Genomic DNA, 19,529 nt, shown 5'->3' with positions numbered 1-19,529 from the left:
TCACACCCGTTCCCATCCCGAACACGGAAGTTAAGCTCTCCAGCGCCGATGGTAGTTGGGGCCAGCGCCCCTGCGAGAGTAGGACGTTGCCAGGCTATATATATTCTTAATTATCGCGGGGTGGAGCAGCCTGGTAGCTCGTCGGGCTCATAACCCGAAGGTCGCAGGTTCAAATCCTGCCCCCGCAACCAATCAAAATACATAATGTAGTGGTCCCGTAGTGTAGTGGTTAACATGCCTGCCTGTCACGCAGGAGATCGCGGGTTCGAGTCCCGTCGGGACCGCCATTTATGAACAGTGTTGAGGCGAAACATTGTTGTTTCGTGTTTTTTTATGTCTTTTTTGTTTTTGCTTAATTTCCCCTTTTACGATAAACTAATATATGTACCGTTTGCATCCTTAGGATATTCTTTCCTAAGGACTTTTTTATAATAAAAAGTGCTCTCTTGTTTAGCAAATCAATGAACAGTCAGGTGACTTAAAATGAGACGATATGAAATCATTAGCCATTCTTCTAAAGAAACAATGGATTTTGCAGCTAAATTAGCTGAAAAGCTGCAGCAAAAAGATGTAATAACACTAGAAGGAGATTTAGGTGCAGGAAAAACGACATTTACAAAAGGATTAGCAAAAGGTTTAGGAATTGAACGCAATGTAAACAGCCCTACTTTTACCATTATTAAAGAATATAAAGGAAGATTACCTCTTTATCATATGGATGTATATCGACTTGAGGATACATTTGAGGATTTAGGATTCGATGAATATTTTGACGGTGATGGAGTAACTGTAGTAGAATGGGCTCATTTAATACAAGAACAGCTTCCACCGGAGTTGCTAAACATTCATATTTACCACCATAGTGAATCAGAACGTAAAATCGTACTTGAGCCAATCGGTAAACGATATGAAGAGTTATGTAAGGAGATTATCGGCAATGAAAGTATTAGCAATTGATACATCCAATTTTGTCATGGGCATTGCTTTAGTGGAAGATGAGATTGTAAAAGGAGAAATGATTACCAATTTAAAGAAAAATCATTCTGTTCGAGTTATGCCGGCGGTTCAGTCGTTACTTGCCGAATGTGACGTTTCTCCAAAAGAGCTCGATTTAATTGTTGTGGCTAAGGGGCCTGGTTCTTATACAGGTGTGAGAATCGGGGTAACGATTGCGAAAACGCTAGCGTGGGCATTAAACATTCCGCTTGTAGGTGTTTCCAGTCTTGAAGTGCTGGCTGCTAATGCTAAATATTTTGACGGATTGATTTCACCATTGTTTGATGCAAGAAGAGGACAAATTTATACCGGGTTATATAAGTATCATGAAGAACTTCTTGAAGCAGTCGAACAGGATCAAATTTTGCTGTCGAAGGATTGGGCACGTAAATTAAAAGAGAAAAATGAAAAAGTATTATTTATTGGAAGCGACTATGAGTTACATAAGGAAATTTTAACAGAGGAACTTAGAGAGTTAGCTGTATTTGCTCCTCCGTCTCTCCAATTGCCGCGTCCAAGTGAATTGGCTTTACTCGGCTTGAAAAAAGAGCGGGAGAACGTTCATTCTTTTGTGCCTAATTATATACGTTTGGCTGAAGCGGAAGCGAAATGGCTTGAGCAACAGCAAAAATAAAGTGGGGATATGCATGGAGATTACATTTCGTCAAATGACACTCGATGATATTGACGATGTATTAAAAATTGAACATGCTTCTTTTACAATTCCTTGGAGCAGAGAATCGTTTTACAATGAGTTAGTTCATAATAATTATTCTAACTATATTGTTATGGAATGGAATGGTCAAGTGATTGGCTATTGCGGGATGTGGTTAGTAATTGATGAGGCACATATCACCAATGTGGCCGTGTTGCCAGAGTTTCGAGGAAAAAAATTAGGAGAAGCATTGATGAGAAAAGCGATGGAGACAGCTAAAGAATTAGGCGCAAAAACAATGACATTAGAGGTTCGCGTTTCTAATCATGTCGCTCAGTCTTTGTATCGCAAACTCGGTTTTCTTAACGGTGGGATTCGCAAACAGTATTATACGGATAATCAAGAAGATGCGCTTGTAATGTGGGTGAATTTAAGATGAAGGATATATATATACTTGGTATTGAAACGAGCTGCGATGAAACAGCAGCAGCAGTTGTAAAAAACGGCAGAGAGGTAATTTCAAATGTAGTAGCCTCGCAAATTGAAAGTCATAAGCGTTTTGGCGGGGTGGTGCCGGAAATTGCTTCCCGCCATCACGTTGAACAAATTACACTTGTATTGGAAGAGGCGATGCGCCAGGCAAATATCTCTTTTGCGGAGCTTGATGCGATTGCGGTTACCGAAGGACCAGGATTAGTAGGAGCGTTGCTTATTGGTGTTAATGCGGCAAAAGCATTAGCATTTGCCCATCAGTTACCATTGGTTGGCGTACATCATATTGCGGGACATATTTATGCTAATCGTCTAGTGACAGAAATGAAATTTCCTTTACTCTCCCTTGTTGTGTCTGGCGGGCATACTGAGCTAGTTTATATGAAAGAGCATGGGATATTTGAGGTAATCGGTGAGACGAGGGATGACGCTGCCGGAGAAGCTTATGATAAAGTGGCAAGAGCGTTAAATCTTCCGTATCCAGGTGGACCACATATTGATCGTTTAGCCCATGAAGGAAAGCCAACGATTGATTTGCCGCGTGCGTGGCTTGAAGAGGACTCATATGATTTTAGCTTTAGCGGGTTGAAATCGGCCGTCATTAACACATTACATAATGCCAATCAACGTGGTGAAACAATCGATCCAAAAGATATGGCGGCAAGCTTTCAAGCAAGTGTCGTTGAGGTGTTAGTAACAAAAACGGTCAAAGCGGCGAAAGCATATGGAGTACGTCAAGTGCTTTTAGCAGGCGGGGTAGCGGCAAATAAAGGATTAAGAACAGAACTTGAAAAACAGTTCGCGAAGCTGAAAGATGTTGAACTTGTGATTCCGCCTCTTTCCCTTTGCACAGATAATGCTGCCATGATTGCTGCAGCAGGTACAGTTTTATTTGAAAAAGGGAAATTTGCCACGATGGCGCTTAATGGAAACCCAAGCTTAGAATTAGAATAATAAAGTGAAACTTCTCAGAGGGGGCTTTCTTCATATCTCCCACTGATATTAGTTGAACTTATCGCTCTTCTAGCGTCCGTTATCTCCTATCTGTAGAGACGGGAGTCTTACGGGCGATTAGAACGGGATAAAGCAAAAATCCCCTTAAATGTCAAGGGGATTTTTCTTTTTCTAAAAAAATAGTTCATTGTGAATAGATTTATCAACAGGTTGTTAATAATGTGGAAAAAACCAATTTAACTGTTAGAATCAATGTTTATTTATCAACAGAAATCTGTGTATATCTTAATTATTTTTTGTGGATAATGTGGAAAAAATCGTGAATAACTTTATTTTAAAGGTTATTTTATGTGCGAAAAGATGTGGATAATTATTGATGTAAAAAGGCATAGCGGAATAAATGCTATGCCTTTTTAACGAAAATTATTATTGTAATGTACTATATATGCAACGATTCCCATTCTTCCATTAACGTTTCTAATCTTTCTTTCATTGTTTCCACTTCTGATGTTAATTGCTGTACTTTCTCGTGGTCTTGGTATATTTCTGGATCGCACAACAGTTCTTCTTTTTGGGCAATCAGGTCTTCCATCTTTGCGATTTCAGTTTCAATTTCCTCAATTCTTCGCTTTCGCTGCCTTTCTAATTTTTTCGCTTCTTTTTCTTGTTCATAACTTAGTTTTGCTGTTGCTGTATGGGTTTTTTCTATTTTGTTCTCTTCTGAAGCTAAGCGTTCAAGTTCCAGCATTTCTGCCTTTTTCGCTACATAATAGTCATAGTCTCCTAAGTATTCGGTAATGCCGTCTGTTGATAATTCGTATACTTTTGTGGCAATACGGTTGATAAAGTAACGGTCGTGTGAAACAAAAAGAATTGTTCCAGGGTAATCGATTAAAGCATTTTCAAGAACTTCTTTACTATCTAAGTCTAAATGATTCGTCGGTTCATCTAAAATTAAGAAATTCGCTTTTTCCATCATTAATTTTGCTAATGCCAATCGTGCTTTTTCTCCGCCGCTTAGTGCTGATACAGGCTTTAACACCTCATCTCCAGAGAATAAAAAGTTACCTAAGACCGTTCGAATTTCTTTTTCACTTTTTAAAGGGTATTCGTCCCATAGCTCGTCAAGTACTCGTTTATTAGATGACAAATTTGCCTGCTCTTGATCATAGTAGCCAATTTTCACATTTGAGCCATAGCGGAACTCGCCGCTTTGAAGCGGTAATTTTTTGATGATGGCCTTTAATAGCGTCGATTTTCCAATTCCATTTGGTCCTACTAATGCGATGCTTTCGCCTCTAGTAATTCGAAAATGAATATTTTGAACAATTGGCTCTCCTTCTCGGTAGCCTATAGAGACTTGTTCAGCCGTTAATACTTCGTTTCCGCTTTGCCGTTCAATCTCAAAAGAAAATGAAGCAGATTTTTCGTCTCCAGCAGGCTTGTCCATCAGTTGCATTTTCTCCAGTTGTTTGCGGCGGCTTTGGGCGCGTTTTGTTGTCGAAGCGCGCGCGATATTTCGTTGAATAAAATCTTTTAGCTTTGCGACTTCTTCTTGTTGTTTTTCGTAAAGCTTTAATTCCCGTTCATAGTTTTCTGCTTTTTGCTGCAGGTAGCTGCTGTAGTTACCAGTATATTTTTTGATGGATGTTCTCGATAGTTCATATACTTCGGTAACAATCTTATCTAAAAAATAGCGGTCGTGTGAAACGACTAAGATGGCTCCGGGATAGTTTTGTAAATATTGTTCAAGCCATGTCAATGTTTCAATATCTAAATGGTTTGTCGGTTCGTCTAAAATAAGTAAGTCAGGTTTTGTTAATAATAGTTTTCCAAGTGCAAGACGTGTTCGCTGGCCTCCGCTAAGTGAAGTAATAGGCGTATTCGTCCAGTCGTAATCAGCAAAATTTAAGCCGTGCAATACCGAGCGAATATCTGCCTCGTATTGATAACCGCCCTCATTTTTAAATTGCTCTTGCAGTGTATCATAATCTTTTAAAAGTTTCTCATACCGTTTACGATCAGCGATGACATCAGGGTCCCCCATTTGCAATTCTAACTTGCGGAGCTCATTTTCCATTTGTTTTAGTGGGGTGAATACGGTCATCATCTCTTCCCAGATGGTTAAATTTGAGTGAAATCCAGTGTCTTGAGCTAGATATCCAATTGTAACATCTTTCGGTTTGATAATCTCACCGCTGTCGTAGGACATGTGGCCGGCAATAATTTTTAATAATGTCGATTTTCCTGCTCCATTTCTACCAACTAGGGCAACACGATCTTTTGACTGTATTTCCAGTTTTATATTCGATAAAATAAGGTCATCACCAAAATATTTGGAAAGTTGGTTGATTTGTAAAATAATCATTGTTTTCACCTCTTGTTCGCCAATAATAGTGTAGCGCAAGTTATCTTAACAGGGCAACAATGGTAACTTTCGAACAGAAAAAGACAGATTAGCAAAAATCGTGTATATTTTATAAATAGGGGAGATTGAAATTGTCGTCTTTTACTCATTTTAATGAACAAGGCCATGCGAAAATGGTCGATATTACAGAAAAATCGGAAACGACAAGAACAGCGGTTGCAAGGACAAGCGTAATATTAAATAAGCATATATACGAACATATAACAAATCGAACAGTTGCTAAAGGAGACGTTCTTGCCGTTGCACAAGTGGCTGGTATTATGGCTGCGAAAAAAACTGCAGACATTATTCCGATGTGCCACCCTTTAATGTTAAAAGGTGTTGATATCCACTTTGCTTGGAATATTGAAAATGATAAGTATGAATTACTCATTACAGTTAGAGTAAAAACGAAAGGGAGCACAGGTGTAGAAATGGAAGCGCTAACGGCAGCTTCGGTGTGCGCTCTAACTGTTTACGATATGTGCAAAGCGATGGATAAAGGCATTGTCATAGGCCCAACGTATCTTATTGAAAAAACTGGAGGAAAGTCCGGTGCTTATCAAAGACAAGCTGAGATTTAAACCGCATTGTTCAAAGGGATGTTGGAGGGGTTTTTGTGAATCATGAACAAGTAAAAATTCCACAGGCTACCGCCAAACGCTTACCGTTATATTATCGTTTTTTAAAAAATTTACATGCTTCGGGGAAACAGCGAGTATCCTCGGCTGAGTTAAGCGAAGCGGTGAAAGTGGATTCGGCGACGATTCGTCGCGATTTCTCCTATTTCGGTGCGCTCGGGAAAAAAGGGTATGGTTATAATGTGAATTATTTGTTATCCTTTTTTAGAAAAACACTGGACCAAGATGAAATTACGGAAGTTGCTTTAGTTGGCGTAGGGAACTTAGGAACGGCGTTTTTAAATTATAATTTCATGAAAAATAACAATACAAAGATTGTAATGGCGTTTGATGTGGATGAAGCAAAAGTAGGACTCAAAGTCGGCGGTGTGCCTGTTTATCATCTTGATGAACTGGAGCAGCATTTGAATAAAGATATTCCTGTTGCGATTTTAACGGTTCCTGCTCATGTGGCTCAGCCGATTACTGACCGGCTTGTCAAACAAGGAGTAAAAGGAATTTTAAATTTTACTCCAGCCCGTTTAAATGTTCCGGAACATATTCGTGTTCATCATATTGACTTGGCTGTTGAACTACAATCATTAGTGTATTTTCTAAAGCATTATCCAGCAGAATGATATAAAGGAGCTAGGAAAACAATGAAATATTTATTAATATTGCTTGCTGTTGTATTATTGTTTGGTTCAAAAAAATTACCAGAGCTAGGCCGATCGCTTGGTCAATCGTTGCGGGAGTTTAAAGATGCTACAAAGGGCTTAGCTGACGAGGAAGATGACACTAACAAGAAAGATGCTAAGTAATGGTAGGATGAGTTTGTATGAATGATAAAGAAATGTCAGTGTACGAACATTTAGGAGAACTTCGAAAGCGACTCATTATTGTTGCTGTATTTTTTATCGTTGCATTAGTAGTTAGTTTCTTTTTAGTCGAGCCGATTATTCTTTATTTACAAAGGGCGGATGAAGCGAAGGAGTTAACAATGAACGCTTTCCGTCTGACAGACCCAATTAAGATTTATATGCAATTTGCTTTTATTATTGCGGTTATTCTTACGTCGCCGGTGTTTTTGTATCAGCTTTGGGCATTTGTCAGTCCGGGATTGTATGAAAAGGAGCGGAAAGTAACACTTAGCTATATTCCGCTATCTGTTGGATTATTTTTAGGAGGCGTAGCTTTTGCTTATTTCGTGCTATTTCCGTTCGTTGTTGACTTTATGCAAAGTTTAGCAGGGCGCCTCGGCATTCATCAAGTCATTGGAATTAACGAATATTTTCAGTTTATGCTGCAATTAATTTTACCTTTTGGGCTTTTATTTCAACTGCCTGTCATCATTATGTTTTTGACGCGTTTAGGGTTGATTACCCCGATGCTGTTAAGTAAGATTCGTAAATATGCTTATTTTGTGCTATTGATTATTGCTGCTTTTATTACCCCGCCTGATGTAATGTCACAAATTATCGTGACGGTACCACTCTGCTTGCTGTATGAGATAAGCATATGGATTTCGAAAATATCGTATCGTAAAGCTCTCTTAGCAGCTCAGCAAGAAGAAAACCTCCCATAATGCGGGAGGTTTTTGTTTTCGTTTCGCTATTTTACAATCGGGTTTGGAAGAATATTTTTTAGGCGTAAGTTATTTATTTAACTTTTTTATTTTAAAATGCAGCGCAAACATGCGCAAAGCAACACCGAAATCTAAAGTCGCGACAATCATTAAAATGACTGTTGAAAATTTCCATATCGTTTCATGAGCATTTTCAATTGCCAAGTAAGTAAATAAAGAACCCATAAGGAAATAGAAAAGCGCCATATTTAGTGGAGAAGTTCTCATTTCTAAAAGCCTCCAAAAATGAATTGCATTTTTTCTGCCTGTTTCATCATTTTTTCAATATCGTCGGCAAAAACGGTTTGCATTACTACAACAAATGTATTCATTGCTACATGAGCAAAAATCGGTACTAAAATTCGTTTTGTTTTTATATAAAGAAAGGCAAATGTCAATCCCATTGCTGAATATAACAATAAATGCTCAAATTCCATGTGGACAACGGCAAACAGCAATGAGCTAATAATGGCGGCAATGAAAAAATTATATTTTTTATAAAGCGAACCGAAGATGATTTTTCGGAAAATAATCTCTTCTAAAATAGGTCCAATAATGGAAGTGACGATAACAAGAAGAGGAGTAAGTTTAATAATTTCCACGATTCTTCTTGTGTTTTCCGACCCCATTTCAACGCCAAAGAAACGAAACTCGATATTTGCTGCAATCGCTTGAGCAAATAAAGCTAAAAAGAAGCCGCCGATTGCCCACATGAACGCAACAGGTGCAGAGGCTTGATCGCGATCGTGCCGATGTTTTATGTCGTCTCTTAATAGAAAAAGGATAATAAAGAAGGTGACAGAGAAACTAATCACAGCCCAGTAACCGGAAGCGATAGAAGAAGCAATTATTTTGTTTTGCGCGTTCGCTCCGATTCCTAAATATAACAATAAAGGAACTCCCGCCAAACCTGATAATTGCATTAAAACATATGCTACAATAACATACCAATATTGCCGTTTCAACATTCATTCTCCTTTACAATGAGAGATAGAAAGGTTATGCTTATCGTATTTTAGCACAGATTTAAAAAATAATGATAAAATGATTAAAATTCATGTTTATATTTGTAAGAGTGTGACATAATTTAAAAGGGTGTAACCCTTTTTTTGTTGTTAAATTATTCAATTTTTTTTAATTTCCTACTTGCAAAAAAAAGAGAAGTTCATTAATATTATAAGTGTGTTAGCACTCGATTTAGACGAGTGCTAATAAATGACCAAAATTAACTAAACCATTTTTGAGGAGGTCGTTTTGAGTGTTAAAGCCATTAGGTGATCGCGTTGTAATTGAGCTAATCCAAACAGAAGAAAAAACTGCAAGTGGTATCGTATTACCAGACACTGCGAAAGAAAAACCTCAAGAAGGAAAAGTAGTAGCTGTTGGTACAGGTCGTGTACTTGACAGCGGTGAGCGTGTAGCTCCAGAAGTAGCTGTAGGCGATCGCATCATCTTCTCAAAATATGCTGGTACTGAAGTGAAATACGAAGGTAAAGAATACTTAATCTTGCGTGAAAGCGACATCTTAGCTGTTATCGGTTAATCGTTTGATACGGCTTTTATAACATAGATAAACAAAAAATACTTAATCATTACATTTTTGAGGAGGTAATGGTTCATGGCAAAGGAAATTAAGTTCAGCGAAGAAGCTCGTCGCGCGATGTTACGCGGTGTTGACAAATTAGCTGACGCTGTAAAAGTTACGTTAGGTCCAAAAGGTCGTAACGTTGTATTAGAGAAAAAATTCGGTTCCCCATTAATCACTAACGACGGTGTAACAATCGCAAAAGAAATCGAATTAGAAGATCCATTTGAAAACATGGGTGCGAAGCTTGTTGCTGAAGTAGCAAGCAAAACAAACGACGTTGCTGGTGACGGTACGACTACTGCAACTGTATTAGCTCAAGCGATGATCCGTGAAGGCTTAAAGAACGTAACAGCTGGTGCGAACCCAATGGGTATCCGCAAAGGTATCGAAAAAGCAGTAGCTGTTGCGGTAGAAGAATTAAAAGCAATCTCTAAACCAATCGAAGGTAAAGAGTCTATCGCTCAAGTTGCTGCGATTTCTGCTGCTGACGAAGAAGTAGGTAAATTAATCGCAGAAGCAATGGAGCGCGTAGGTAAAGACGGTGTTATCACTTTAGAAGAATCTAAAGGCTTCACTACTGAGTTAGATGTAGTAGAAGGTATGCAATTTGACCGTGGTTATGCTTCTCCATACATGATTACTGATACTGAAAAAATGGAAGCAGTATTAGAAAATCCATATATCTTAATCACTGACAAGAAGATTTCAAGCATTCAAGAAATCTTACCTGTATTAGAACAAGTTGTTCAACAAGGCAAACCATTATTAATCATCGCTGAAGACGTTGAAGGCGAAGCGCTTGCTACATTAGTAGTAAACAAACTTCGCGGTACATTCACAGCTGTAGCTGTTAAAGCTCCTGGCTTTGGTGATCGTCGTAAAGCAATGTTAGAAGACATCGCTATTTTAACTGGCGGTGAAGTTATCACTGAAGAATTAGGTCGCGACTTAAAATCTACAACAATCGCATCACTTGGTCGCGCTTCTAAAGTTGTTGTTACAAAAGAACATACAACAATCGTTGAAGGTGCTGGCGATTCTGATCGCATCAAAGCTCGCATCAACCAAATCCGCGCTCAATTAGAAGAAACTACTTCTGAATTCGATCGTGAAAAATTGCAAGAGCGCTTAGCGAAATTAGCAGGCGGCGTAGCAGTAATCAAAGTTGGTGCTGCTACTGAAACTGAATTAAAAGAGCGCAAATTACGCATTGAAGACGCTCTTAACGCTACACGTGCAGCAGTTGAAGAAGGTATCGTAGCAGGCGGTGGTACTGCATTATTAAACGTATACAACAAAGTTGCTGAAATCCAAGCTGAAGGCGACGAAGCGACTGGTGTGAAAATCGTTCTTCGCGCTATGGAAGAGCCAGTTCGTCAAATCGCTTACAACGCTGGTTTAGAAGGCTCTGTTATCGTTGAGCGCTTAAAGAACGAAAAACCAGGCATCGGCTTCAACGCTGCTACTGGTGAATGGGTTGACATGATTGAAGCTGGTATCGTTGACCCTACAAAAGTAACTCGTTCTGCGCTTCAAAACGCAGCATCTGTTGCCGCTATGTTCTTAACAACTGAAGCAGTTGTTGCTGACAAGCCAGAAGAAAACAAAGGCGGCGCAGGTGCGGGAATGCCTGACATGGGCGGAATGATGTAATAATCATCCCCCTCATAACCTAGGAACACCGGGATTTCCCGGTGTTCCTTTTTTATTTTGATCGTGAAAAGAGGGGTATTCTATCATTTCCTTTTTGCTTTTTAGCAAGGGGATTTTTTATTTTTACGCTAAAAAATTAAATCTGTTTATCACCCCTATTTATTAAACTTTAGGGTCATGCCGCTAAGTATTATAAACAAACTTGTAATATTTTGTTAAAAACAACTTATATGGAATAAATGAAAAAGCTTACTTTTAACTCTTATCCTAATTTTTGTCTTAAGAGAAGTAGCAAGCTTATTGATGAAAAGTGAGGGGAAACTTCACTTTGTTTGCAATGATTTCATTCATTTTTCTGAAAGGTTTTTCAGCGTATTTATCGAATAGATAAATAGTTTGCCAATAAACTGATAAAGGAGCCTTAAAGAATGGAGAAGCATGAAAAATTGCGACCGATCATTGCTCAAGTGATTGAAAATATCGAAAAAGTCATTATCGGAAAACGGGATATCGCAACGTTGAGTGTTGTCGCTTTATTAGCGGAAGGACATGTATTATTGGAGGATGTTCCTGGAGTAGGAAAAACAATGCTTGTCCGTGCCTTAGCAAGATCGGTGAGCGCGAATTTTAAGCGAATTCAATTTACTCCTGATTTACTTCCAAGCGATGTAACAGGAGTTTCTATTTATAATCCAAAGAACATGCAGTTTGAATATAAGCCGGGGCCGATTATGGGCAACATTATTTTAGCGGATGAAATTAACCGTACTTCTCCTAAAACGCAGTCGGCGCTATTGGAAGCAATGGAGGAAGGGAATATTACAATTGATGGAACAACTCGACCTTTACCACGACCGTTTTTTGTAATGGCGACGCAAAATCCGATTGAATATGAGGGAACATATCCGTTGCCGGAAGCGCAGCTCGACCGCTTTTTGCTGAAAATGCGAATGGGGTATCCAGCGATTTTGGAAGAAATAGAGATATTAAGCAGAGCGAAAAAAATACCGCCGATTCAAGAGCTGCAGCCAGTTATTACGGTTGAGGAGTTGAACGTATTGCAACAAAAGGTAAAGGACGTATATGTCGATGATACAATTAAGCGATATATTGTCGAGATTGTCCAGCGAAGTCGTACATTTTCTTCCGTTTATTTAGGAGTCAGCCCACGTGGCTCAATTGCTTTGATGAAGGCGGCACAAGCGTACGCTTTTGTTCATGACCGCGATTTTGTCATTCCTGATGATGTTCAGTTTTTAGCTCCTTATGTTCTTTCGCACCGCATTATTTTGAAATCAGAGGCAAAATTTGATGGAGTAACAGCTGAAGATGTAGTGGCAGGCATACTAGAACGGACATCGGTTCCGATTCAAAGGTAGTGGATGATGCGATGAAAAAGATGATTCATCTAATCGGCAAAGTGATTCTTCTCGTGTTTTTAATCGTTGTTTTATTTTCGTATGCCATGTTTCAAGGTGGTTTTGTCAGTTGGTTTTTATTCTATAGTTTTCTTCCATTTGCTCTATATTCTCTTAGTATTGCGTTTTATCCAATCCACGCCTTTGATGTTCAACGTCAGTTCAATCAAGAGCAATTTCATGTTAGTGAAAAATTAGTAGCGATCTTAAAGATACGGGCGCGTTTTTTCTTTCCTATTATGTATTTAGTGATTGAAGACAAGCTGCCAAAGTCGCTGCAAAAATGCCAACAAACAAAACCTTCTAAGATATTTTTGTCTCCCTTGTTCAAAACCGATTTCTCTTATGAATATATATTGGAGCATATTCCCCGAGGAGAACATCGATTTTCAACGGTTCGGATCAAAATAACGGATTTTTTTGGCCTAATCGAAAAAGAAACAACTTTTCAAGTGGAAAATTCCATTTTAGTCTATCCGCGTTATGTAGAGATGAGGTATCGCAAAGTAGAACAGCGGTTTGAACAAGGAGTAGCTGCTTCGCACATTCAGCTTCGCCGTGATACGACAATGGCGGTCGGAATCAGGGAGTATCAGCCGGGAGACCGCTTTTCTTGGATTAACTGGAAAGCTTCGGCGCGCAAAAATGAACTGATGACAAAGGAATTTGAAGAAAGACAAAGTGAAGATATTGTTATTTTTCTTAATCGGACTCCCTCGTTACTTTTTGAGGAAATGGTTACATTTACTGCCTCCCTCGTACGCACAATGATTAAGCGGGGAGTGCAAACGGGACTTGTATCGGTTGGACGGGACCGCATCATTTTTCCTGCAAGAAACGGTGAGGCGCATCTTCAGGAACTTTTTTATCATTTGGCGAAGGTGCAATGTGATAGTGAATGGTCTTTTGCGAGAATCATTCATAAAGAAATCGCGTATTGGAACGCAGCGTTTTCATTTTGCTATATTACGGCAAGTATTGATAAGGAACTAGCGGCTTCATTAGGGAATTTAGCAATGAAAAATTTTAGCGGGATTGTTTTTATGATTAAAGACAAAGCTACGAACATTTCTAAAGAAGAAATCGTGGCGATGGAACAAATCGAGCGAAAAGGGATCATTGTCAAAATGATAGAAGAGCGCAACTTTGCCAATGCATTAATTGAAGGTGGGAAGTAACGGTGAATGGAACCCAACGAACAATCAAAGTGTTTTTTCTGAATTTATTAGCATTTTGGCTGTTATGGGAGTGGCTAGTTCCTCTCAAAACTGTTTCTGATACGGGAAATATTTATGTGTTTACCGTCTTTGTTGCCGGTTGTTTAGGGCTGTCTTTTTTAGGAGTTCGTTTTTGGTTAGGTGCGTTGATAAAAAGTATTTATATTTTCTATATGTTAAATATGTTATTTTTTCAAAAGCCATTTTTCAGTTTAAACTGGGTTGTCGATTTAACGAATACGGTTGTTCATAATTTTTATTTTCTTATGAACCTTCAATTTGCAGAAATGATGGATAGTTTCCGCAGCCTTCTGTTTTTTCTATTGCTTTGGGTTTCTGTCTATCTTTTACGTTACTGGCTTTTTGTCGAAAAAAGATTGTTTCTTTTTTATGCGATGACAGTTGGATATGTTGCTGTATTGGATACATTTACGGCGTATCAAGGCAAGGGAGCGATCATGCGCCTTGTTGTTGGTGGTTTCTTATTGCTTAGCTGGCTCCATTATGAAAGATTGGTAGAGAAAGAAAAGTTGTTATCAGCAAACAGAACATGGTGGAAACCATTCATTTTTTTCGCTTCTGTTTCACTGCTCATCGGCTACACTGCTCCAAAGCTTCAGCCGCAATGGCCAGATCCTGTACCGTTTATTAAAAGTTATACGGGTGGCGGAGAAGAGGAAGAAGAGGGAAAAGAGCCTGTGGTGAAAAAGATTGGTTATGGCACTAATGATTCACGGTTGGGAGGACCGTTTGTTGCCGATGATACCGTTGTGTTTTATGCCGAAGCAAAGAAGCGCCATTATTGGCGTGTTGAAACAAAGGATATTTATACCGGAAAAGGTTGGGAAGCTTCTGAGAGCGTCGAAATTCGCACATTTGAACGAGAAAATGATGTGCTGAAATGGTTTGAAGAAAGTGTAGACAACGAAACGTTAACCGCAAAAGTCATTTTCAAGCGACCTTATTCTCATCTAGTGTATCCGATAGGGTTAACAGCGTTGATTGCGTTTGGTGGTGTTGTCTTTCGTCTTCACGCAGCAAACGAAAAAATATATGCAACGGATCGGGAGTCTCATGTCGTTCGATTAGGTGAATACGAAATGACATATGAATATCCGTCGTTTTCTGTTGAAAAGTTGCGGCAGGTTCCGGTTGTGCAGGATAGCGAACTTTTACAGCGTTATACACAACTGCCTTCCGACCTTCCTGAACGGGTAAAAGAGTTAGCACAGCAAATTACAAAGGGAAAGGGCAATCAATACGATAAAGTGAAGGCGATAGAACAATACTTTAGCTTTAACGGCTATTTTTACGAGACGAAGGAGGTAGCTGTACCGAGTGAACAAGAAGACTATGTAGATCAATTTTTGTTTGAAACAAAAAAAGGATACTGTGATAACTTTTCCACTTCAATGACTGTTTTGCTTCGTTCTGTCGGCATTCCTGCACGTTGGGTAAAAGGATACACTTCAGGACAATTAGTAAATTCAGAAGAAAATGGAATGAATGTTTATGAAATTACAAACAATAATGCCCATTCATGGGTGGAAGTGTATTTTCAAGGGATTGGATGGGTTCCATTTGAACCGACGAAAGGGTTTACGAATCCGTATCGTTTTACAGAACAGTCACTGCAAGCTGCACCAACTCCTATGCCGCAAAATGTTCAGCCTGAACAACAACGAAAACTGTTTAATGAAGAGAAGAAAAGAGTATCAACGCCGTCTACAGGTTTGTTGCAATCGATTAAAACGTTTTTTGCATCTTTATCATTGAAAAATATGGTTCTATTTTTAGGAAGTTTAGCTGCGTCTGTCTATGTTCTTTATAAAGCGAGACGTAAATGGTGGCCGTTTCTCACGATTTTATCGTTTAAAATTTTCCGGAGCGAGCAAACTTTTATCAAGGCGTATCTTTCATTATTAAAACATTTAGATGATTACGGATTAAAACGGAGAAAAGCACAATCATTGCGCGATTATGCCGCATATGTGGATGAATGGTTTGCAAGCGATGAAATGAGCCGGTTGACTCTTTTATACGAAAAAGCGATTTATCGTAAAACACCGATAGAGAAAGAATGGGATAAAGTAAAAGAATTGTGGGAAAATTTAATCAAAAAGACGGTATCTTGACCGTTTTTACAAAAAATTGATAGAATGGACTAAAATTTAATATTACAATTAATACCTTCATATATCCTCGATAATATGGTTCGAGAGTTTCTACCAGGCAACCGTAAATTGCCTGACTATGAAGGCAGATGATTCTATTTTTGTGGTATAAACTAGAATTCTGCCTTTATATGTGAAGGTATGATTCTAGTTTTTTGTTTTTTTAGTAAGTGAATTTCATTTTGAGGTGATGAACGTGCAACAAAACCAAGAAATGATTGTTGTATTGGATTTTGGGAGCCAATATAATCAGTTAATTACTCGTCGTATTCGCGAGTTCGGAGTATATAGCGAACTGCATCCACACACAATTACAGCGGAAGAAATTAAAGCGATGAATGCAAAAGGGATCGTTTTTTCCGGTGGTCCTAACAGCGTATATGATGAAAATGCGTTTACTTGTGATGAAAAGCTTTTTGAGCTAGGTTTGCCGATTTTAGGTATTTGCTATGGCATGCAGTTAATGACGCATCATTTAGGCGGTAAAGTGGAAAAAGCGACACATCGTGAATACGGAAAAGCGACAATTACTGTACAAAATTCGTCCAAGCTATTTGATCGTCTTCCAAGTGAACAAGTGGTTTGGATGAGCCATGGGGATTTAGTAACAGCTACTCCAGAAGGATTTGTTGTTGACGCAACAAGTCCGTCTTGCCCGATTGCTGCGATGAGTGATGAGTCACGAAAATTTTATGCGGTACAATTCCATCCAGAAGTGCGTCACTCCGTATATGGCAACGATATTTTGAAGAACTTTGTTTTTGATGTATGCGGGTGCAAAGGCGACTGGACAATGGGAAGTTTCATTGATAACGAAATTCGCAAGATTCGGGAGTTAGTCGGCGATAAAAAAGTGCTTTGCGCATTGAGCGGCGGTGTTGATTCTTCAGTAGCGGCTGTGCTTGTGCATCGAGCAATCGGCGACCAATTGACATGTATCTTTGTTGACCATGGCTTACTTCGCAAAGGTGAAGCAGAAAGCGTCATGAAGACGTTTCGTGAAGGATTTAATATGAACGTTATTAAAGTTGATGCAAAAGAACGTTTCCTAAACAAATTAAAAGGGGTTACTGACCCTGAACAAAAACGTAAAATCATCGGTAATGAATTTATTTATGTGTTTGATGACGAAGCAGCGAAATTGGAAGGCATTGAATTTTTAGTGCAAGGTACATTGTATACAGACATTATCGAGAGTGGAACAGCAACAGCGCAGACAATTAAATCGCATCATAACGTAGGCGGTCTGCCTGAAGATATGAAATTTAAGCTAATTGAACCGCTAAATACTTTATTTAAAGATGAAGTGCGTGCGCTTGGCACAGAATTAGGCATTCCAGATGAAATTGTTTGGCGCCAACCTTTCCCAGGGCCAGGGTTAGGTATTCGCGTTCTTGGCGAGGTAACAGAAGAAAAGTTAGAAATTGTCCGTGAATCGGATGCTATTTTGCGTGAAGAAATTAAGAAAGCAGGACTAGACCGCGAAATTTGGCAATATTTCACCGTGCTTCCTGATATCCGCAGTGTAGGGGTTATGGGAGATGCACGCACATATGATTATACAGTTGGCATTCGTGCCGTGACTTCCATTGACGGTATGACGGCGGATTGGGCGCGCATTCCTTGGGATGTATTAGAAGTCATTTCAACCCGTATTGTAAACGAAGTTCCACATGTCAACCGTGTTGTTTACGACATTACAAGCAAGCCGCCAGCAACAATTGAATGGGAATAATCGAATAAAAACGAACAAAAAACGGACATTTTATAAAAAATGTTCGTTTTTTGTTGACTGATAGATAACGAATTGATAAAATTTAAGTGGGAAAAGCGAATATTGTCAAAATACGTCGTATAATCTCGGGAATATGGCTCGAGAGTTTCTACCAAGCTACCGTAAATAGCTTGACTACGAGGTATAATGATGCGGGGAGAGTATAATTATACCCTTTTTATGAATAAGGGGAGTTGTATAATCCTCTCCAATGTTCATCATTAGCCTTCTTAGTCAGCGCTTCTGGTAGTTTTCTAGAAGCGTTTTTGTTTTATCTTTAAATACATTTTGTAGGAGGACAGGAGAGGAAATGAGAAAATATTTTCAATTCGATGAACTTGGCACGAACTATCGTACCGAGATCATCGCTGGTATTACAACGTTTTTATCAATGGCGTACATTTTATTTGTTAACCCGTTCACACTCTCATTGGGGGCGGTTAAAGATTTTCCTAATGAATTGCGAATTGACCAAGGAGCTGTGTTTGTCGCGACCGCTCTTGCAGCAGCCTACGGTTCCATTCTTATGGGGATTTTAGCAAGATACCCAATTGCACTAGCTCCGGGAATGGGATTAAATGCATTTTTTGCTTTTACCGTTGTCTTAGGGATGGGCATTCCTTGGCAAACAGCGTTAGCAGGTGTATTTGTTTCTGGTATTATCTTTACGCTTTTAACGTTAACAGGAATTCGTGAGAAAATTATTGATGCGATTCCGGTAGATTTAAAATATGCGATAGGAGCCGGCATTGGTTTATTCATTACGTTTATCGGTTTCCAAAATGCCGGAATCATTGTTGATAACTCAGCTACATTAGTCGGATTATCTGATTTTAAAAATGGTAACACGCTTCTTGCCTTATTCGGTTTATTTGTAACGGTTATTTTAATGGTTAAGAAAGTAAACGGCGGTATTTTCTATGGAATGGTTATTACAGCTATTACAGGAATGATTTTTGGCCTTATCAAAGTGCCTGAAAAAGTGGTAGGTGCAATCCCTGATATTTCTCCGACATTTGGTGTAGCACTTCAGCATCTTGATGAAATTTTTACATTAAAAATGCTTGGTGTTGTATTAACATTCTTTATTGTTGACTTCTTTGATGCGACAGGAACACTTCTTGCGGTTGCTAACCAAGCGGGGTTATTGAAGAATAATAAATTACCTAGAGCTGGAAAAGCATTACTTGTTGATGCAACGGCCGTCATGGTGGGGGCTGTGTTCGGTACATCAACAACAACATCTTATATTGAGTCATCTGCAGGTGTTGCAGCAGGTGGCCGTTCCGGATTCTCAGCGGTTGTAACAGGTATTTTATTCTTATTAGCATTATTCTTCTCGCCATTGTTAGGTGTCATTACTGCTCCAGTCACGGCACCAGCGTTAATTATTGTCGGAGTACTAATGGCATCTTCGATTGGTGAAATCGACTGGAAGAAATTCGAGATTGCCATTCCAGCTTTCTTTACGCTCATTACGATGCCGCTATCTTACAGCATTGCAACAGGAATCGCTGTTGGCTTTATCTTTTATCCAATTACAATGATTCTAAAAGGACGCGGCAGAGAAGTACATCCGGTTTTATACGCTTTATTCTTAATTTTTATCCTTTATTTTGTATTCTTAAGAGAATAGAATAGAGATGAGAACAAAGGCGCTCTTTTATGGAAAAGAGTGCCTTTGTGTTTTTGTGAAAAAAATGATAGATTCATGTTGACTTTATTTTGTCGAGGTGTTATATTGAAAAAGTCGCTGTTAACGAACACTGTTAACGAATTAAAAAATAACAAAAAAGATGTTGACAGTTATGAACTAAAATGTTATATTATAAGAGTCGCTTCTGGGCGACAAAATAAAAAATAAATGTTCTTTGAAAACTGAACAAAACGAAGCGTCCACGTCAATTTGCTAGGTATATAACTTTATTGGAGAGTTTGATCCTGGCTCAGGACGAAC

18 protein-coding genes, 2 tRNA genes, 1 rRNA gene and 2 riboswitches are annotated in these 19,529 nt (G+C 38.9%); of the genes, 18 read left to right on the top strand and 3 right to left on the bottom strand.

What is annotated here, in order from left to right:
* The 7 genes from rrf to tsaD form a co-directional block, all read left to right on the top strand.
* A 5S ribosomal RNA gene (gene rrf, locus HNQ85_RS17140) occupies nucleotides 1–95 on the top strand; the annotation flags it as partial.
* Between the two features lie 19 nt (nucleotides 96–114).
* Nucleotides 115–191, top strand: a tRNA-Met gene (locus HNQ85_RS17135).
* A 20-nt stretch (nucleotides 192–211) separates the two neighbouring features.
* Nucleotides 212–287 (top strand) — tRNA-Asp (locus tag HNQ85_RS17130).
* A 196-nt stretch (nucleotides 288–483) separates the two neighbouring features.
* Complete coding sequence (tsaE, locus tag HNQ85_RS17125) at nucleotides 484–957, top strand: tRNA (adenosine(37)-N6)-threonylcarbamoyltransferase complex ATPase subunit type 1 TsaE (RefSeq protein ID WP_181538918.1); 474 nt, start codon at nucleotides 484–486, stop codon at nucleotides 955–957.
* A complete protein-coding gene (gene tsaB / locus HNQ85_RS17120; RefSeq protein WP_181538917.1) occupies nucleotides 938–1,630 on the top strand; it encodes a tRNA (adenosine(37)-N6)-threonylcarbamoyltransferase complex dimerization subunit type 1 TsaB in 693 nt (230 codons plus the stop codon). The genes tsaE and tsaB overlap by 20 nt, the downstream gene beginning before the upstream one ends.
* A 13-nt stretch (nucleotides 1,631–1,643) precedes the next feature.
* Nucleotides 1,644–2,090: a ribosomal protein S18-alanine N-acetyltransferase gene (gene rimI, locus HNQ85_RS17115; RefSeq protein WP_220129295.1), complete on the top strand. Its 447-nt coding sequence runs from the start codon at nucleotides 1,644–1,646 to the stop codon at nucleotides 2,088–2,090.
* Nucleotides 2,087–3,097 (top strand): tRNA (adenosine(37)-N6)-threonylcarbamoyltransferase complex transferase subunit TsaD, encoded by a 1,011-nt coding sequence (gene tsaD / locus HNQ85_RS17110; protein WP_181538916.1) that lies wholly within the window; start codon nucleotides 2,087–2,089, stop codon nucleotides 3,095–3,097. The genes rimI and tsaD overlap by 4 nt, the downstream gene beginning before the upstream one ends.
* A gap of 439 nt (nucleotides 3,098–3,536) precedes the next feature.
* Here tsaD and HNQ85_RS17105 read toward each other — a convergent pair whose 3' ends face one another.
* The gene (locus tag HNQ85_RS17105; protein ID WP_181538915.1) at nucleotides 3,537–5,465 is read right to left on the bottom strand and encodes an ABC transporter ATP-binding protein; all 1,929 of its coding nucleotides are present in this window, start codon (nucleotides 5,463–5,465) and stop codon (nucleotides 3,537–3,539) included.
* A 131-nt stretch (nucleotides 5,466–5,596) separates the two neighbouring features.
* Between HNQ85_RS17105 and moaC the strand changes: the two genes are divergently transcribed.
* Genes moaC through tatC form a run of 4 tightly spaced genes read left to right on the top strand, consistent with a single transcriptional unit; the run spans nucleotide 5,597 to nucleotide 7,709 of the window.
* Entirely contained in the window at nucleotides 5,597–6,088 is a 492-nt protein-coding gene (gene moaC / locus HNQ85_RS17100) for a cyclic pyranopterin monophosphate synthase MoaC (protein ID WP_181538914.1), read from the top strand.
* Nucleotides 6,089–6,123: 35 nt separating this feature from the next.
* Nucleotides 6,124–6,762, top strand: coding sequence for a redox-sensing transcriptional repressor Rex (locus tag HNQ85_RS17095; RefSeq protein ID WP_181538913.1), 639 nt, complete (start codon nucleotides 6,124–6,126; stop codon nucleotides 6,760–6,762).
* A gap of 21 nt (nucleotides 6,763–6,783) precedes the next feature.
* On the top strand, nucleotides 6,784–6,945 hold the full coding sequence (tatA, locus tag HNQ85_RS17090; RefSeq protein ID WP_181538912.1) for a twin-arginine translocase TatA/TatE family subunit: 162 nt from the start codon (nucleotides 6,784–6,786) through the stop codon (nucleotides 6,943–6,945).
* 17 nt (nucleotides 6,946–6,962) lie between these two features.
* A complete protein-coding gene (tatC, locus tag HNQ85_RS17085) occupies nucleotides 6,963–7,709 on the top strand; it encodes a twin-arginine translocase subunit TatC (protein ID WP_181538911.1) in 747 nt (248 codons plus the stop codon).
* A 69-nt stretch (nucleotides 7,710–7,778) separates the two neighbouring features.
* Here tatC and HNQ85_RS17080 read toward each other — a convergent pair whose 3' ends face one another.
* Nucleotides 7,779–7,976, bottom strand: coding sequence for a YdiK family protein (locus HNQ85_RS17080; protein ID WP_181538910.1), 198 nt, complete (start codon nucleotides 7,974–7,976; stop codon nucleotides 7,779–7,781).
* 2 nt (nucleotides 7,977–7,978) lie between these two features.
* The gene (locus tag HNQ85_RS17075; RefSeq protein WP_181538909.1) at nucleotides 7,979–8,713 is read right to left on the bottom strand and encodes a CPBP family intramembrane glutamic endopeptidase; all 735 of its coding nucleotides are present in this window, start codon (nucleotides 8,711–8,713) and stop codon (nucleotides 7,979–7,981) included.
* A gap of 293 nt (nucleotides 8,714–9,006) precedes the next feature.
* On the opposite strand from HNQ85_RS17075, the gene groES reads away from it, so the two are divergent.
* The 7 genes from groES (at nucleotide 9,007) to HNQ85_RS17040 (ending at nucleotide 19,208) form a co-directional block, all read left to right on the top strand.
* On the top strand, nucleotides 9,007–9,291 hold the full coding sequence (groES, locus tag HNQ85_RS17070) for a co-chaperone GroES (protein ID WP_111646474.1): 285 nt from the start codon (nucleotides 9,007–9,009) through the stop codon (nucleotides 9,289–9,291).
* Nucleotides 9,292–9,366: 75 nt separating this feature from the next.
* Nucleotides 9,367–10,989 (top strand): chaperonin GroEL, encoded by a 1,623-nt coding sequence (gene groL / locus HNQ85_RS17065; RefSeq protein ID WP_181538908.1) that lies wholly within the window; start codon nucleotides 9,367–9,369, stop codon nucleotides 10,987–10,989.
* Between the two features lie 428 nt (nucleotides 10,990–11,417).
* A complete protein-coding gene (locus HNQ85_RS17060) occupies nucleotides 11,418–12,368 on the top strand; it encodes an AAA family ATPase (RefSeq protein ID WP_181538907.1) in 951 nt (316 codons plus the stop codon).
* 11 nt (nucleotides 12,369–12,379) lie between these two features.
* Nucleotides 12,380–13,585, top strand: coding sequence for a DUF58 domain-containing protein (locus tag HNQ85_RS17055; RefSeq protein ID WP_181538906.1), 1,206 nt, complete (start codon nucleotides 12,380–12,382; stop codon nucleotides 13,583–13,585).
* A gap of 2 nt (nucleotides 13,586–13,587) precedes the next feature.
* Nucleotides 13,588–15,759 carry a transglutaminase domain-containing protein gene (locus HNQ85_RS17050; RefSeq protein WP_181538905.1) on the top strand — a complete coding sequence of 724 codons (2,172 nt, stop codon included), beginning with the start codon at nucleotides 13,588–13,590 and terminating at the stop codon, nucleotides 15,757–15,759.
* Between the two features lie 37 nt (nucleotides 15,760–15,796).
* Nucleotides 15,797–15,898, top strand: a riboswitch (purine riboswitch).
* A 114-nt stretch (nucleotides 15,899–16,012) separates the two neighbouring features.
* Nucleotides 16,013–17,533, top strand: coding sequence for a glutamine-hydrolyzing GMP synthase (gene guaA / locus HNQ85_RS17045; protein WP_246326906.1), 1,521 nt, complete (start codon nucleotides 16,013–16,015; stop codon nucleotides 17,531–17,533).
* Nucleotides 17,534–17,628: 95 nt separating this feature from the next.
* A riboswitch (purine riboswitch) is annotated at nucleotides 17,629–17,730 on the top strand.
* A gap of 152 nt (nucleotides 17,731–17,882) precedes the next feature.
* Nucleotides 17,883–19,208: an NCS2 family permease gene (locus HNQ85_RS17040; RefSeq protein ID WP_181538903.1), complete on the top strand. Its 1,326-nt coding sequence runs from the start codon at nucleotides 17,883–17,885 to the stop codon at nucleotides 19,206–19,208.
* Nucleotides 19,209–19,529: the final 321 nt, after the last annotated feature.

The organism is [Anoxybacillus] calidus (genome assembly GCF_013760845.1).
Taxonomy (GTDB): domain Bacteria; phylum Bacillota; class Bacilli; order Bacillales; family Anoxybacillaceae; genus Paranoxybacillus; species Paranoxybacillus calidus.
The sequence above is the reverse complement of the archived record's forward strand: the minus strand, read 5'-3'. Positions and strand labels throughout refer to the sequence as shown.

Coding starts and splice junctions, on each gene's coding strand:
- tsaE (WP_181538918.1), top strand. CDS start 484: ATGAGACGATATGAAATCATTAGCCATTCTTCTAAAGAAACAATGGAT.
- tsaB (WP_181538917.1), top strand. CDS start 938: ATGAAAGTATTAGCAATTGATACATCCAATTTTGTCATGGGCATTGCT.
- rimI (WP_220129295.1), top strand. CDS start 1,644: ATGGAGATTACATTTCGTCAAATGACACTCGATGATATTGACGATGTA.
- tsaD (WP_181538916.1), top strand. CDS start 2,087: ATGAAGGATATATATATACTTGGTATTGAAACGAGCTGCGATGAAACA.
- HNQ85_RS17105 (WP_181538915.1), bottom strand. CDS start 5,465: ATGATTATTTTACAAATCAACCAACTTTCCAAATATTTTGGTGATGAC.
- tatA (WP_181538912.1), top strand. CDS start 6,784: ATGAAATATTTATTAATATTGCTTGCTGTTGTATTATTGTTTGGTTCA.
- tatC (WP_181538911.1), top strand. CDS start 6,963: ATGAATGATAAAGAAATGTCAGTGTACGAACATTTAGGAGAACTTCGA.
- HNQ85_RS17080 (WP_181538910.1), bottom strand. CDS start 7,976: ATGAGAACTTCTCCACTAAATATGGCGCTTTTCTATTTCCTTATGGGT.
- groL (WP_181538908.1), top strand. CDS start 9,367: ATGGCAAAGGAAATTAAGTTCAGCGAAGAAGCTCGTCGCGCGATGTTA.
- HNQ85_RS17060 (WP_181538907.1), top strand. CDS start 11,418: ATGGAGAAGCATGAAAAATTGCGACCGATCATTGCTCAAGTGATTGAA.
- HNQ85_RS17055 (WP_181538906.1), top strand. CDS start 12,380: ATGAAAAAGATGATTCATCTAATCGGCAAAGTGATTCTTCTCGTGTTT.
- guaA (WP_246326906.1), top strand. CDS start 16,013: ATGATTGTTGTATTGGATTTTGGGAGCCAATATAATCAGTTAATTACT.
- HNQ85_RS17040 (WP_181538903.1), top strand. CDS start 17,883: ATGAGAAAATATTTTCAATTCGATGAACTTGGCACGAACTATCGTACC.